Consider the following 14,285-nt stretch of genomic DNA (forward strand, 5'->3'; position numbering starts at 1 on the left):
AATCAGAAAAGCCTCTTTATGTCACTTCACTCTGACGAAACGACTTGGCAGACCTTTAAGCGTCTGTGGACTTATATCCGCTTATACAAAGCGGGCCTTGCGGTTGCGGTTGTCGCACTTATTATTAACGCCGTTGCTGATACTTATATGATTTCTTTATTAAAACCTTTGTTGGATGAAGGTTTTGGTAATGCAGAATCCAACTTCCTGCGCATTCTGCCATTTATGATTTTAGGCTTAATGTTTCTGCGTGGTTTAAGTGGATTTGCCTCTTCTTACTGTTTGAGCTGGGTGTCCGGCAACGTAGTGATGCAAATGCGTCGCCGCTTATTTAACCATTTTATGCACATGCCAGTGCGCTTTTTCGACCAAGAGTCGACAGGCGGTTTGCTATCGCGCATCACATACGACTCAGAGCAAGTGGCTGGCGCGACCAGCCGTGCGTTAGTCAGTATTGTACGTGAAGGGGCGAGCATTATTGGCTTGCTCACCTTGATGTTTTGGAATAGCTGGCAACTCTCTTTGGTACTGATTGTAGTCGCACCAGTGGTGGCCTTTGCGATTAGCTTTGTTTCTAAGCGTTTTCGCAAGATTTCGCGCAACATGCAAACGGCTATGGGGCATGTGACTTCATCGGCAGAGCAGATGCTCAAGGGCCATAAAGTGGTACTGAGCTACGGTGGTCAAAAAGTCGAGCGCAAACGTTTCGATCATGTCAGTAACAGCATGCGCCAGCAAACCATGAAACTGGTATCGGCACAATCGATTGCTGACCCTGTGATTCAAATGATTGCCTCACTTGCCCTGTTTGCGGTGCTATTTTTAGCAAGTGTCGATTCGATTCGCGCTGAGTTGACTCCGGGGACATTCACAGTGGTGTTCTCGGCCATGTTTGGCCTCATGCGCCCACTCAAAGCTTTGACCAGCGTAACATCGGAATTTCAGCGTGGTATGGCGGCTTGCCAAACCTTGTTTGGTTTGATGGATCTCGAAACCGAGCGTGATAATGGCAAATATGAAGCGGATCGCGTCAAAGGTGAAGTGGAAGTGAAAGACGTAACTTTCACCTACCAAGGCAAAGAAAAACCTGCGTTATCCCATGTTTCGTTCTCGATTCCGCAAGGGAAAACGGTCGCTCTAGTTGGCCGTTCTGGCTCAGGTAAATCGACCATCGCTAATCTGTTTACTCGTTTCTATGATGTCGACAGTGGATCGATCTGTCTTGATGGGCACGATGTGCGTGATTACAAGCTGACCAATTTGCGTCGTCACTTTGCCTTGGTTTCGCAAAACGTACATCTGTTTAACGACACCATCGCCAATAACATCGCTTACGCTGCCGAAGGTGAATACACCCGCGAGCAGATTGAGCAAGCCGCACGTCAAGCCCATGCGATGGAGTTTATTGAAAACATGCCGCAAGGTTTGGATACCGTGATCGGTGAGAATGGCACCAGTTTATCTGGCGGTCAGCGTCAGCGAGTGGCGATTGCTCGCGCATTGCTGCGCGATGCGCCTGTGCTGATCCTTGATGAAGCGACCTCAGCACTGGATACTGAATCGGAGCGTGCCATTCAAGCGGCGTTAGATGAGCTGCAGAAAAATAAAACCGTGCTGGTGATTGCGCACCGTTTATCTACCATCGAACAAGCAGATGAAATCCTTGTGGTCGATGAAGGTGAAATCATTGAGCGTGGTCGCCATGCTGATCTGTTGGCGCAAGATGGCGCATACGCTCAGCTTCATCGCATCCAGTTTGGTGAATAGTGGTGATAGAAAAGATCTGGTTTCACCGCCATCCATTAGGTTATCTGTTATGGCCACTGTTGTGGCCATTCAGCGTACTGTTTGGGGTCATCAGCCGCTCACGGCGTAAAGCATATCAAACGGGCGACAAACCCTCTTACCGTGCACCCTTACCCGTGGTCGTGGTGGGTAACATTACAGCCGGTGGTAATGGCAAAACCCCAGTTGTGGTTTGGTTGGTGGAAACGCTGCAAAACCTTGGCTATCGGCCGGGGGTCGTTTCACGTGGTTATGGCGCTAAAGCGCCCAGCTATCCGCTCGTGGTTAATGAGCAAACGCCAGCTCAGCATTGCGGTGATGAGCCGAAACTCATTTTTCAGCGTACCAAAGCGCCTGTAGCGGTAGACCCTGTACGCAGCCAAGCGGTAAAAGCGCTGCTTGAACACGGGGTCAATGTCATCGTTACGGATGATGGTTTGCAGCACTATGCGCTGCAGCGCGATATTGAAATTGCAGTAGTGGATGGCGTTCGCCGTTTCGGTAACCAGCAATTGATCCCTTTAGGTCCTCTGCGTGAACCTGTCAGCCGACTCGATGAAGTCGATTTCATTATCACTAATGGTGGCGTGGCAAAGGCCAATGAAATCGCAATGCGTCTGCAACCGACGGATGCGGTGAATCTTAAGACGGGTGAACCCTGTGCAGTGAGTAAGCTAACTCGCTTGTGCGCCATGGCAGGGATTGGCCATCCTTCCCGATTTTTTAATACTTTGCGTGAACTCAATGCCGATTTAGTTCATTGCCAAGGTTTTGCCGATCATCAAGCCTTTGATGCTGCTCAGTTAAATCAACTGGCGCAGCAAGGCGATCATCTGATCATGACAGAAAAAGATGCCGTAAAATGCGCTGAGTTTGCCCAGCCAAATTGGTGGTATCTGCCCGTTTCGGCTCAGTTTGCTCCAGAAGCGGAGCAGCGTATTGTGGACAAAATTAAAGAGGTAATGGAACCGTATGGATCACCGTCTGCTTGAAATCGTCGCTTGCCCAGTGTGTAAAGGTAAGCTGACTTACGATAAAGATCGCCAAGAGCTGATTTGTAAGCTGGATCGTCTGGCTTATCCCATCAAAGAAGGCATTCCTGTGCTTTTAGAGCCGGAAGCTCGCAGCATGAGCATGGATGAGGGACGCTAATGTCATTTACTGTCGTGATCCCTGCGCGTTACCAATCCACGCGCTTACCGGGTAAGCCTCTCGCTGACATTGGCGGCAAGCCAATGATTCAGTGGGTATATGAGCAAGCCATGCAAGCGGGAGCCGACCGCGTGATCATTGCAACCGACGATGAGCGTGTTGAACAAGCGGTTCAAGCTTTCAGTGGTGTGGTGTGTATGACTTCGCCGAATCATCAATCTGGCACAGAACGTCTGGCGGAAGTGGTGGCGAAAATGGCGATTCCCGCCGCTCACATTGTGGTGAATGTGCAGGGTGATGAACCTTTGATCCCACCAGCGATTATCCGCCAAGTCGCGGATAACTTAGCGGCATGCAGCGCGCCGATGGCAACGTTGGCGGTGGAAATTGAAGATGAAGCGGAAGTGTTCAACCCGAATGCGGTGAAAGTGATCACCGATAAAAACGGTTATGCGCTGTACTTCAGTCGTGCCACGATTCCTTGGGATCGTGATAACTTCGCTAAAGCGGATAAAGCTATCGTTCAGCCTTTGCTACGCCATATCGGCATCTATGCCTACCGCGCAGGCTTTATCAATACCTATCTGGATTGGCAGCCAAGCCAGCTTGAAAAGATTGAATGTTTAGAGCAACTTCGTGTGTTGTGGCATGGTGAGAAAATCCATGTTGCGGTTGCGTTAGAAGCACCGCCAGCAGGGGTGGACACGCCGGAAGATTTAGAAGTGGTGCGACGCATCGTGGCTGAGCGTGCGCAGTAGTTATCAAGTAGAAAAAAGCAGCTAAGCAGAAAAAAGCTCCTTTGCAGGAGCTTTTTTATTAAGTGTTAGGGATGTTGTATTGCAGCCCCAGTACTTAGATTCGACTTTCCGAGTCGTTCTTTTTGGGGCAGGTTGCGAGGATCTCTCTTCTTCCTGTGTCTTTGACCTCCTCCAGTTTGACTTCAAAACCCCATAGACGGTGCAAGTGTTTCAGCACCTCCTCGTAGCTTGGATCTAACGGAATACGATCGTGTGGTACATACTGCAAGGTTAACGAACGGTCGCCTCGAACATCAACGCTATACACTTGAATGTTGGGTTCAAGATTACTGAGATTGTATTGCGCCGCGAGTTTCTCGCGGATTTGTTGATATCCGAGATCATCGTGAATAGCACTGATTTCAATGTGATTTTTTCTATCATCATCGCAGATCGCAAAGAACTTAAAGTCGCGGATCAGCTTAGGTGACAGATATTGGCTGATAAAGCTCTCATCTTTAAAGTTGCGCATCGCAAAATGAAGCGCATCTAACCAGTTTGCGCCGGCCAACTCTGGGAACCACTCTTTATCTTCCTCGGTCGGCTCTTCGCAGATCCGCTTAATATCACGGAACATGGCAAAACCGAGTGCATAAGGGTTAATGCCACTGAAATAACGGCTGTTGTAGGGCGGCTGTGCCACAACGCTGGTGTGACTGTGCAAAAACTCCAGCATGAACTTGTCGCTGAGTAAGCCTTCATCATAAAGATGATTGAGTATGGTGTAGTGCCAAAACGTCGCCCATCCTTCGTTCATGACTTGCGTCTGTTTTTGTGGATAAAAATACTGACTGACTTTACGCACAATACGCACGATTTCACGTTGCCAAGGCTCCAGCAAAGGGGCGTGTTTCTCAATGAAATAGAGAATGTTTTCTTGTGGTTCACTCGGGAAGCGGCGCTGCTTCTCTTGCTCTACGGCCTTTTTCGGCACGGTTCGCCATAAGGCATTCACTTGTGATTGCAGATAAGCTTCGCGCTCTTCTTGACGTGCTTTTTCTTCGGCAATCGAGATTTTTTCGGGACGTTTATAACGGTCAACCCCGTAATTCATTAAGGCATGGCAAGAGTCGAGCAGCTTTTCCACTTCGTTCACGCCAAATTTCTGCTCACACTCAGCAATGTAGTTTTTGGCAAACAGCAGGTAATCGATGATCGAGCTGGCATCTGTCCAAGTTTGGAATAGATAGTTGCCTTTGAAGAAGGAGTTGTGGCCGTAACAGGCATGCGCCATCACCAGCGCTTGCATGGTTACGGTGTTTTCTTCCATCAGATAGGCGATACAAGGATCGGAGTTAATCACAATCTCGTATGCCAACCCCATCTGGCCATGTTTGTAGGTTTGCTCGGTTTGAATGAATTTTTTACCAAACGACCAGTGGTTGTAGTTGATCGGCATGCCGATGCTGGAATAGGCATCCATCATCTGCTCTGAGGTGATGATCTCAATCTGGTTTGGGTAAGTGTCCAAACGATAAAGCTCTGCCACACGACGGATTTCTTGGTGGTAGCGCTCGATCAGTTCAAACGTCCAATCTGGGCCATCGGGCAGTCGCTTACTGTTCGTTGCTTTACGCTTAGGTGCGGCTTTGGCTTTGGTAGTCATCTCACAATCTCCCTACGCATTTTCCTTTTGGAACAGCTCCCTAAACACAGGGAAAATATCTTCAACACTGCGGATGTTCTTCATCGCGAAGTTATCGAAGGAGGCCTGTAATTTTTCATATTCGTGCCACAACGTTTGGTGTGAGCGACGCGTGATTTCGATATAGGCATAGTATTGGCAATAGGGCAGCAGCTTGTTAGAGAGTAACTCTTTGCAGCGCGGTGAATCGTCTGCCCAGTTATCCCCATCAGAGGCTTGTGCACCATAGATGTTCCACTCACCCAGTGGGTAGCGAGCTTCAATGATTTCATGCATCAGCTTGAGTGCACTGGACACTATGGTGCCGCCGGTTTCTTGCGAGTAGAAGAAGTCGTGCTCATTCACTTCTTTAGCTTGGGTATGGTGGCGAATAAATACCACTTCCACGTTTTCATAAGTGCGAGTTAAGAACAGGTACAGCAGTACATAAAAGCGTTTTGCAATATCCTTGGTCGCTTGATCCATCGAGCCTGATACGTCCATCAGACAGAACATCACCGCCTGACTGGAGGGAATCGGGCGCTTTTCGTAGTTTTTGAAGCGCAAATCAAAGGTGTCGATAAAGGGCACGCTATCGATTTTATTGCGTAGCTCTTCAATCTCTTGCTTGATGCGCATCTCTTCCATGATTTGTGGTGGTTCGCTGCGCTGAATACGTTCGAGTTCCTCTTCCAACTCACTCATCAAACGGCGTTTACCAGCGGTCATCGCCGTACGGCGCGCTAAAGATTGTTGCAGTGAACGCACCACAGAAATATTGGAGGGAACCCCCGAGGTTTGAAAACCCGCACGATGGGTTTTCCATTCGGTGATTTTGTTAACTTGGTTTTTCTTGAGATTGGGCAGCGCCAAATCTTCAAACAGAATATCGAGGTATTCATCTTTGGAAATTTGGAATACGAAATCATCGCTGCCTTCGCCATCTGCGCTGGCCTCGCCTTCACCTGAGCCGCCGCTGCCTTGGCCACCTTTAGGTCGATCGATTTTATCGCCACGAATAAACTGGTCATTGCCCGGATGCACACGTTCACGCACGCCGCCTTTGCCTTGATGAAACATCGGCTCTTTAATGTCACGAGTTGGAATGGAAACATCTTCTCCAGACTCGGTATTAGTGATTGAGCGGCGGTTAACGGCATCCGCAACCGACTCTTTAATCTGCTCTTTGTAACGGCGTAAAAAGCGTTGTCGGTTGACGGTGCTTTTATTTTTGCCGTTTAGCCTTCTGTCGATAAATTGCGCCATGAGCCTCTCCCTAATGACATCACCTCAAACTCGAATCGAGTTTGTTGAGGGGGTGACCTACAGCCCAACAGCGATTCTGTGGGGTAGGTAACACCGTAGGTGGCGGTAGTTGCACTACCGCCGACCATTACACGGCATACACACTATGAGGATTTACGTACTCGCAAGTACCACTCAGACAGCAAGCGGACTTGTTTTTCGGTGTACCCTTTTTCCATCATACGAGCGACGAAGTCATCGTGTTTCTTCTGATCGTCGGATGAGGTCTTAGCGTTAAAGGAGATGACTGGAAGCAGATCTTCAGTATTGGAGAACATCTTTTTCTCAATCACAGTGCGCAATTTCTCGTAGCTGGTCCACACTGGGTTTTGGCCATTGTTGTTGGCACGGGCACGCAGTACGAAGTTAACGATTTCATTACGGAAGTCTTTTGGATTGCTGATCCCCGCGGTTTTCTCAATTTTCTCCAGTTCACTGTTGAGTGCAGAGCGGTCAAACAGTTGGCCAGTTTCTGGGTCGCGATACTCTTGATCTTGAATCCAGAAGTCGGCGTAGGTGACGTAGCGGTCAAAAATATTCTGACCGTACTCAGAGTAAGACTCTAAGTAAGCGGTTTGGATCTCTTTGCCAATGAATTCGACATAGCGCGGGATTAAATAGCCTTTGAGGAACTCATTGTAGCGATCCGCCGTTTCTTGTGGGAACTGCTCACGCTCGACTTGCTGTTCGATAACGTAGAACAGATGCACTGGGTTCGCGGCGACTTCGGAGTGATCGAAGTTGAACACGCGAGACAGGATTTTGAACGCGAAACGGGTTGAAAGCCCGGACATGCCTTCGTCAACGCCTGCGTAATCACGGTACTCTTGATAACTTTTAGCTTTTGGATCGGTATCTTTGAGCGTTTCACCATCATAGACGCGCATTTTTGAGAACAGGGAAGAGTTCTCTGGCACTTTCAGGCGTGACAATACGCTAAATTGCGCCAGCAGATCGAGTGTGCTTGGGGCACAAGGCGCCTTGGAAAGCTCACTGTGATCCAACAGTTTTTGGTAGATTTTGACTTCTTCTGAAACGCGCAGACAGTAAGGCACTTTGACAATGTAAACTCGGTCTAGGAACGCTTCGTTGTTTTTGTTGTTACGGAAAGTCTGCCACTCGGATTCGTTGGAGTGGGCGAGGATCATCCCATCAAACGGTAAAGCAGAAAGTCCTTCGGTGCCGTTATAGTTACCCTCTTGGGTGGCCGTTAACAGTGGGTGTAGCACTTTAATCGGTGCTTTGAACATTTCCACGAATTCCATCAAACCTTGGTTGGCGCGGCATAGCGCACCGGAGTAGCTGTAGGCATCTGGGTCATCTTGTGAAAAGTGTTCGAGTTTACGAATATCGACTTTACCGACCAGAGACGAAATATCTTGGTTGTTTTCATCACCCGGCTCGGTTTTAGCGACCGCGATTTGATCCAAAATGGATGGACGTACTTTCACTACTTTGAATTTAGTGATGTCACCACCAAATTCATGCAGGCGCTTGGCTGCCCAAGGTGACATGATGGAACGCAAGTAACGACGATCAATGCCATATTCTTGTTTGAGCAGTTCACCATCCTCATTCACATCAAATAGACAGAAGGGGTGGTCGTTAACAGGACTGCGTTGACCGTTGGCCGACAACACATAAATCGGCATTTGTTGCATTAAGGCTTTGAGCTTTTCGGCCAGTGATGATTTACCGCCGCCCACAGGGCCGAGTAAATAGAGAATCTGTTTGCGCTCTTCCAAGCCTTGCGCAGCATGCTTGAGGTAAGCGACGATCTGTTCTATGGCTTCTTCCATGCCATAAAAATCTTCGAAAGTTTTATAACGAGCAATCACTCGGTTGGAAAAAATACGGCTAAGGCGCGAATGTTTGGATGTATCAATCATCTCGGGTTCGCCGATAGCCAGCAACAAGCGCTCCGCGGCATTGGCATAAGCACTTTTGTTTTCTTTACACAGAGCCAGAAAGTCCTGAATGGACAGCTCTTCATCCTTGGCGGCTTCATAGCGTGCCTGAAAGTGTTCAAAAATACTCATAGTTGTTTCCCCTTTGAAAATGTCATGACGACATACAACCGCTGTATACAAATCCCTAACAATTTAAGCCTAGTCTGTAATCTACTCTTTTGCTTAAGAATTATGGTTTTATTTCAAAATCGTGATTTCGGGTAAATCGGGTAAGCAGGGAAGGTAGAGAGAAGAATGTGTGGTGGGAAAATCGCAAAATAAAAAGCTGGCATTAAAGCCAGCTTAAGAGAAAAAAGTGATGGAGAAAGTGGGGTTAGGCGTTCATGATTTGACGTAATTCATTGCCTGACAGATGGTACTGACGCGGACAGTTACGCCAAGTGGTTAACATACGGCGGTATTTTGCCAACATCGGCATTTGGCTGTTGAAATGGTGTTCGCCTTTGTCAAACTGAGGATAGAGACCTTCAGAGTCCACTAAGAAACGGACGTAATTGACCAACTGTGCTTCGGTCGCCATATCAAAGCCTAGGAATGTCAAACGGCGTTGGTCTACGTCTTTTCGTGCAGCATCGTCCAGCATTCGGTTGGATTCTTGCATCGCATGGTACATCTCCATGATGTCGATGATTTCACGACACTCGGTTTCAGGTAGGCAGCCAAACTCGCGGTTCAGTTCACGCATGTGTAGCTCATAGCCACGCTCAACAATCGTTTGCAAGCGCTTATATTTATTTGCGTTGTTTGGGTCAAGTTGTGACATAAGGAAATATTGGTTCGATAGGATCAAACGCTGAGCGTTGGTCATTTCCATGTAAAGCCTCACTTCAAATCAGAGTTATTATTTTGCTGATTTAAGGTTAACAGCATTGGTGCAGAGTGAAACATGATCTCAACACGGTTTTAATAGTGAAAGCACAAAAAAAACAGCATGCTTAATGATAGTGGTTGTACAAATAATCGCGATCGGAAAAAACGCGCAGCCACTCAGGGCGGAATACGGCCAAAATGGCGAGCGCCATGCCATTCAACAGGCCTTCGGGGAAGGCGAGTAGCGGAACAAAAATCAAATAGTTGTCGGTGATTGTGGTCCAGTCATAAGCACCTAACTGCCAGATATAAAGGGAGTTAAGCAACAGATGCAAACTGCCGGTAACGCCGGCATTAAAAAAGCCAGCCACAAAAATAAACACGAAGATGTTTCTCGGTAGGTAGTGATAGCTTAAGGCAAATACCGAGTAACTGATCAATATAGGCAGCAAGCTAGAAAGCAGCAGATACTCTGGCAAAGCGGCAAGGCTTATTTTGCCAAACAATGCTAGGGCAGCGGTGACAGGGATAGTGATAATAAATGCACTGCGCCAACCGTACATCATGGTCAATGTGGTTAAGGCGAGAAAATGAATGGTGAGCCCTTCTTTAACACTGGCTTGTGCTGACCAGAGTAGAAATAGCCCCAGCATCACAAAGTAGGTGAGATGTTGGAAGGATTTGTCATCTCGAAACTTCGGCCATAGCGCGTGTTGGGTATCTTTTTTTACCCAAAACAACACGATGAAGAGAATGATGGTCGAAGCGATTTGTGCGAGTTCCAATTGCGTTACCTAAAAAAATACCAACCCGAGGTTGGTATTTTTTACGATAACGTCGAGAGGATGAATCAATATTTTACGTTTGAGTGATACTGCTCAAGGATTGCTACGATTTTATCCATGGTTTCTTTGCTTGGGGGATTCACACCTTCCAATGGGTACTCTTCACCCATGGCTTCCCATTTATGAGCACCAAGTTTGTGATAAGGCAGCAGTTCGATCTTCTCGATGTTTTCCATGTCTTTGATGAACGCACCTAACTGATGAGCTGAGGCTTCATCATCGGTGTAACCTGGAACCACCACATAACGTAGCCAAGTCTTTTGGCCAATTTGATGTAGGTAGCGAGCAAAGTCGAGAGTGCGCTTGTTGGACACACCGATCAGATCTTGGTGAATCTCGTCATCCATCTGTTTGATATCGAGCATGACTAGATCTGTCACTTCCAGCACTTCATCAATCACAGGTGTGAACTTACGAATGTAGCCATTGGTATCTAAACATGTGTGGATGCCTTCGGCTTTCGCTGCGCGGAAAAAATCACGCACAAATTCGGGTTGCAGCATGGCTTCACCACCAGAGCAGGTGATACCACCACCAGAAGCGTTCATAAAATGGCGATAAGATTTCGCTTCTTTGATGATTTCCTCAACCGTCACTTCACGGCCTGTGTGAGTATCCCAAGTGTCGCGGTTATGACAATATTTACAGCGAAACAGGCACCCTTGCAGGAAGACAATAAAGCGGATTCCTGGGCCATCAACAGTGCCACAAGATTCGAAAGAGTGAATTCGACCAATGGTAGACATGAGCGCTTCTCAGTTATGTAGTTTGGCCGTTATTTTATTACAAATAGCAGGGATTAAATAGGTTTATCTCCCTGATAATTGGTCGCATCGCCAATGACAGCAAGGGCTGGTGAGCACTTGGACTCTTTTCTCCCTTCTTCTCATCCTGTCCAGTGGCGCTCTTATGTATACGACTCTCTTGGAGGCGAACAATCAATTTCAGTGAAAAATGGGTAAGTTTGGGATCCTAGGTCTAAACTTTTGCTATCCATGAGAAAGCGTATCTGTTGCCAGTGGGCAAGCTGGCGAACTGAACAGTGCAGTGATGCAGTATTTAAAAAAGGAAGTGGAAAGATGGATGTAGCGCAACTTTCACAAAAGCAAAAAATCACCTTATTTATCCTTGTACTTTGTTTGGGCTTCATCGGGTTAGCGGGTTTTGCCGCGCAAAGTTTATCTAAAATGAACTCGCAGTATCAACAAAGTGGCGATGTGACAGCGGGATCTGCGGCTTTGTTTGCGACTCAAGCACAGCTGTTTGAATTAGCCGCTGAGCGTGAACATCTCTCGTCAAGCAAGGTGTCTGAGATTAAAACGCGCTTGGCTCAGCTAATGCAAAAAGTGGAAGGGGATAAGCGCTTTCTTGCCGAGAATAACTTTGCTAATGAAGGTAACGCTTTACAGCAAGCGGTGCAGGCTTTTAACGACGACATGCAGCCGTGGCTTGATATTAAAGGCGAGCTTGGTTTTAACGTCGATGATGGTAAGCTGGCCGAGCTGAAAAAATTGGCAGCGACTATAGAAAAGAAAATTGATGAAACCGGTATGGTAACCATCAATTCCGATTTTCAAGCAATGATCAAAGCCCAGCAAAATTACTTACTACAACCGAATGAACAAAACTTGCGCTTATTCAATCGGGCGTTAGCTGGTTTTGTCAGTATGTCGCAATCCTACGCCATGCTCGATCTGTATAAAGCGGAAATTGAACAGTTTAAAACCACATTTTTGCGAGTCAGTGAGCTGTCGCAGCAAGTCAAAGATATCGAAAAAAATTTACTCAGTAGTGAAGCGACTGCGCAAGGTGTGATTGAATCAACCGCGCAGCGTCTAGAAGAGGTGAGTAGTCGTTATCAATCGTTGGCTGAGAAAGCGGGCGAGCAAACCTTGCTCTCCATTTTAGTCGCTTGCGTGATTCTGGCGGTGTTGACCATATTGCTGTTTATGATGGTGAGTTTCTCGCTATCTAAAGCGTTAACGCAGATAGGCCGCGTATTAGAAAAGCTCTCTTCTGGCGACCTCTCTCAGCGTTTAGCTCTGACATCCAATAAAAAAGATGAGTTTAATCAGTTAGCGTTTGCAGTAAACAAAAGTTGTGAAAATCTCGGTGGCTTAGTGCATGTCGTGCAAGATCGTAGTGTGGCATTGTCGGGGGATGCTGTGGCGCTCAATCAGGCGATTGATAATCTGGTGCGTGGTCAGTCCGATGTGATGGATCAAACACAAAGACTCGCCTCAGCGACAGAAGAGGTCAGCTTAACCACACAACAAGTCTCCCATTCTCTCGAAGTGGTCACCAAAATCAGTAAAGCCTCTACTCTCGCAGCCGCGGAAGGCAGTAAAATTATCAGTGCCGCGATTGGCTCTTTGCGAGATGTTGGGAATATTTTGCAGTCAGCCGCCAGCCATATTCAGCAGCTGGAGCAAGCTTCTGCCAAAGTCGACTCTGTGATGGACATCATTAACGGTATTGCGGAGCAAACGAACTTATTGGCACTCAATGCGGCGATTGAAGCTGCTCGTGCGGGTGAGCAAGGACGCGGATTTGCGGTTGTCGCCGATGAGGTGCGTAGTTTAGCCGTTAGAACTGTGAATGCGGTAAGCGAAATTTCCGGCACGATAGAAACTATGAAAAAAGAGAGTGCGGAAGTGATTTTGTTTATGAACCAATCCGAGCAGACTATGGAAGAGGGGCAAAGCAAAGGCAATCAAGCCATGCAAGCGTTACAGCGAATTACCCAAGGGACGGATGAAGCCGCATCGCAAACGGAAAGAATTTTTTCGTCGATAAAAGAGCTGTCCGCAACCAGTCAAGCAATGGCGGAAAGCATGAGCCAAATTTCGAGTGCGATGCAAGCGTTGGAGTCATATAACACTCAACTGCGCGTCACCAGCCGTGAAGTTGAGACACGCGCAGAAAGTTTAGAGCATGATTGCCGACGCTTTACGTTGTAGAGCCTCGATTATCCACGCTAGAAGAAGGCGTACAAAGCCACGTTACCCGTACCGCTAATCGACTCTTTATCTTCTTTAAACTCAGGAGTGTTAGCGGTAAAGGTTAAACTTGCCCCAAAACTACGAGCATACATAGCAAAACCGACCACAGCAGTGGCTTGCCACGGCTCAACATGCACTTGGTAATACTCGGCTGGTTGATCTAAGCCATTCAGTGGTCGGTCACCTTCAATCGTCACATCGTTAAATCGATAGCGACCTTCGATACCGGTGAACACAAACCAGCCTTGGTTGGAGGCGCCAATCATGCCGGGAGTAAACGGATTCTCAACCGAAATTTGTGCTGCGCCAAAGTTGTTTTCTAAATCGGTTCCCCAGCGCAACATGAGTCCAGAGGAAAGATCACTGCGAAAGTTGCCGATATTGACTTCAGAGATATTGGCCAGCTCTAACTCTGTACCGGCTAAAGCTTGGTAGCGACCCCAGTTAAAATGGGAGCGATAACCTAGGCTACCAACCAATTGATCTTCCACTTGGTATGCCCAGCCGTTGGGCTCATCGGATTTCGTAATGCTGTGCACCAATTTTTGTGCTTCTTCTGACAAGGCGCTTTCCCCTGTCATCCCTAAGGTGAGATTGAAGCGTTGTGCTTGTTGTGGATGTAGGCTGAGGTAATTGAATTCAGTGTGTAAATAACCTGCATAAGGGCGTTCATTCGGCTGTGGTTTGGTCAATTCAATATCAGAAGGCGTCCACATCTTATGCCCGAGGGTGAATTCCCATTTGTCCAAACTGGGAGCGCCCCAAATGGATAAACTGAGCGGTTTTACAAGCCAATAAGGAGTAATGGCTCCAGAGGTATAGCTTAGGAAAAGGCCATTGGTGTAGTTTTGATCTACCCCGAATACACCGTCGTTATCGATGCTCAGGGAGAAGGTTGAAGTCTGCGCCGCAGCTGCGTAAGTGCTGATGAACAGTAAAGGTAAATAGCGAATCGATTTCATGTGAAGTGAACTATGTCTCGGAGAAATAAAACA

The 14,285-nt window shown here is 47.5% G+C and carries 12 protein-coding genes; 5 read left to right on the top strand and 7 right to left on the bottom strand.

All coding sequences use genetic code 11. The annotated features are described in order from the left end of the window. Window positions 1–18: 18 nt before the first annotated feature. The 4 genes from msbA to kdsB are packed head-to-tail and all read left to right on the top strand — an operon-like array spanning window position 19 to window position 3,695. Window positions 19–1,767 carry a lipid A ABC transporter ATP-binding protein/permease MsbA gene (gene msbA, locus CEQ48_RS09635; protein WP_089071089.1) on the top strand — a complete coding sequence of 583 codons (1,749 nt, stop codon included), beginning with the start codon at window positions 19–21 and terminating at the stop codon, window positions 1,765–1,767. A gap of 2 nt (window positions 1,768–1,769) precedes the next feature. Further along, window positions 1,770–2,777: a tetraacyldisaccharide 4'-kinase gene (lpxK, locus tag CEQ48_RS09640; protein ID WP_198301252.1), complete on the top strand. Its 1,008-nt coding sequence runs from the start codon at window positions 1,770–1,772 to the stop codon at window positions 2,775–2,777. Next, window positions 2,758–2,937, top strand: coding sequence for a Trm112 family protein (locus CEQ48_RS09645; RefSeq protein ID WP_000350068.1), 180 nt, complete (start codon window positions 2,758–2,760; stop codon window positions 2,935–2,937). Before lpxK ends, CEQ48_RS09645 begins: the two co-directional genes overlap by 20 nt. Next, complete coding sequence (gene kdsB / locus CEQ48_RS09650) at window positions 2,937–3,695, top strand: 3-deoxy-manno-octulosonate cytidylyltransferase (protein WP_089071091.1); 759 nt, start codon at window positions 2,937–2,939, stop codon at window positions 3,693–3,695. The genes CEQ48_RS09645 and kdsB overlap by 1 nt, the downstream gene beginning before the upstream one ends. Before the next feature lie 94 nt (window positions 3,696–3,789). Here the strand turns inward: kdsB and CEQ48_RS09655 are convergent, their stop codons facing one another. From CEQ48_RS09655 to pflA, 6 genes are all read right to left on the bottom strand, one after another. Next, a complete protein-coding gene (locus tag CEQ48_RS09655; protein WP_000208355.1) occupies window positions 3,790–5,340 on the bottom strand; it encodes a SpoVR family protein in 1,551 nt (516 codons plus the stop codon). A gap of 12 nt (window positions 5,341–5,352) precedes the next feature. Beyond that, complete coding sequence (locus CEQ48_RS09660) at window positions 5,353–6,624, bottom strand: YeaH/YhbH family protein (protein WP_000046688.1); 1,272 nt, start codon at window positions 6,622–6,624, stop codon at window positions 5,353–5,355. Between the two features lie 143 nt (window positions 6,625–6,767). Continuing rightward, window positions 6,768–8,702, bottom strand: coding sequence for a PrkA family serine protein kinase (locus CEQ48_RS09665; RefSeq protein WP_000021516.1), 1,935 nt, complete (start codon window positions 8,700–8,702; stop codon window positions 6,768–6,770). A 244-nt stretch (window positions 8,703–8,946) separates the two neighbouring features. Beyond that, window positions 8,947–9,447 carry a YfbU family protein gene (locus CEQ48_RS09670; protein ID WP_000426107.1) on the bottom strand — a complete coding sequence of 167 codons (501 nt, stop codon included), beginning with the start codon at window positions 9,445–9,447 and terminating at the stop codon, window positions 8,947–8,949. Between the two features lie 121 nt (window positions 9,448–9,568). Further along, entirely contained in the window at window positions 9,569–10,228 is a 660-nt protein-coding gene (locus CEQ48_RS09675) for an energy-coupling factor ABC transporter permease (RefSeq protein ID WP_089071092.1), read from the bottom strand. A gap of 65 nt (window positions 10,229–10,293) precedes the next feature. Next, window positions 10,294–11,034 (bottom strand): pyruvate formate lyase 1-activating protein, encoded by a 741-nt coding sequence (gene pflA, locus CEQ48_RS09680; RefSeq protein WP_055027981.1) that lies wholly within the window; start codon window positions 11,032–11,034, stop codon window positions 10,294–10,296. Between the two features lie 333 nt (window positions 11,035–11,367). Between pflA and CEQ48_RS09685 the strand changes: the two genes are divergently transcribed. Beyond that, window positions 11,368–13,248, top strand: a complete 1,881-nt coding sequence (locus CEQ48_RS09685) for a methyl-accepting chemotaxis protein (RefSeq protein ID WP_089071093.1) — start codon at window positions 11,368–11,370, stop codon at window positions 13,246–13,248. Window positions 13,249–13,265: 17 nt separating this feature from the next. On the opposite strand, the gene CEQ48_RS09690 is transcribed toward CEQ48_RS09685, so the two are convergent. Continuing rightward, complete coding sequence (locus CEQ48_RS09690) at window positions 13,266–14,252, bottom strand: lipid A deacylase LpxR family protein (RefSeq protein WP_162813137.1); 987 nt, start codon at window positions 14,250–14,252, stop codon at window positions 13,266–13,268. Window positions 14,253–14,285: the final 33 nt, after the last annotated feature.

The sequence above is a fragment of the Vibrio tarriae genome, assembly GCF_002216685.1.
In the GTDB taxonomy this organism is placed as follows: domain Bacteria; phylum Pseudomonadota; class Gammaproteobacteria; order Enterobacterales; family Vibrionaceae; genus Vibrio; species Vibrio tarriae.

Coding starts and splice junctions, on each gene's coding strand:
- msbA (WP_089071089.1), top strand. CDS start 19: ATGTCACTTCACTCTGACGAAACGACTTGGCAGACCTTTAAGCGTCTG.
- CEQ48_RS09645 (WP_000350068.1), top strand. CDS start 2,758: ATGGATCACCGTCTGCTTGAAATCGTCGCTTGCCCAGTGTGTAAAGGT.
- kdsB (WP_089071091.1), top strand. CDS start 2,937: ATGTCATTTACTGTCGTGATCCCTGCGCGTTACCAATCCACGCGCTTA.
- CEQ48_RS09655 (WP_000208355.1), bottom strand. CDS start 5,340: ATGACTACCAAAGCCAAAGCCGCACCTAAGCGTAAAGCAACGAACAGT.
- CEQ48_RS09660 (WP_000046688.1), bottom strand. CDS start 6,624: ATGGCGCAATTTATCGACAGAAGGCTAAACGGCAAAAATAAAAGCACC.
- CEQ48_RS09665 (WP_000021516.1), bottom strand. CDS start 8,702: ATGAGTATTTTTGAACACTTTCAGGCACGCTATGAAGCCGCCAAGGAT.
- CEQ48_RS09670 (WP_000426107.1), bottom strand. CDS start 9,447: ATGGAAATGACCAACGCTCAGCGTTTGATCCTATCGAACCAATATTTC.
- pflA (WP_055027981.1), bottom strand. CDS start 11,034: ATGTCTACCATTGGTCGAATTCACTCTTTCGAATCTTGTGGCACTGTT.
- CEQ48_RS09685 (WP_089071093.1), top strand. CDS start 11,368: ATGGATGTAGCGCAACTTTCACAAAAGCAAAAAATCACCTTATTTATC.
- CEQ48_RS09690 (WP_162813137.1), bottom strand. CDS start 14,252: ATGAAATCGATTCGCTATTTACCTTTACTGTTCATCAGCACTTACGCA.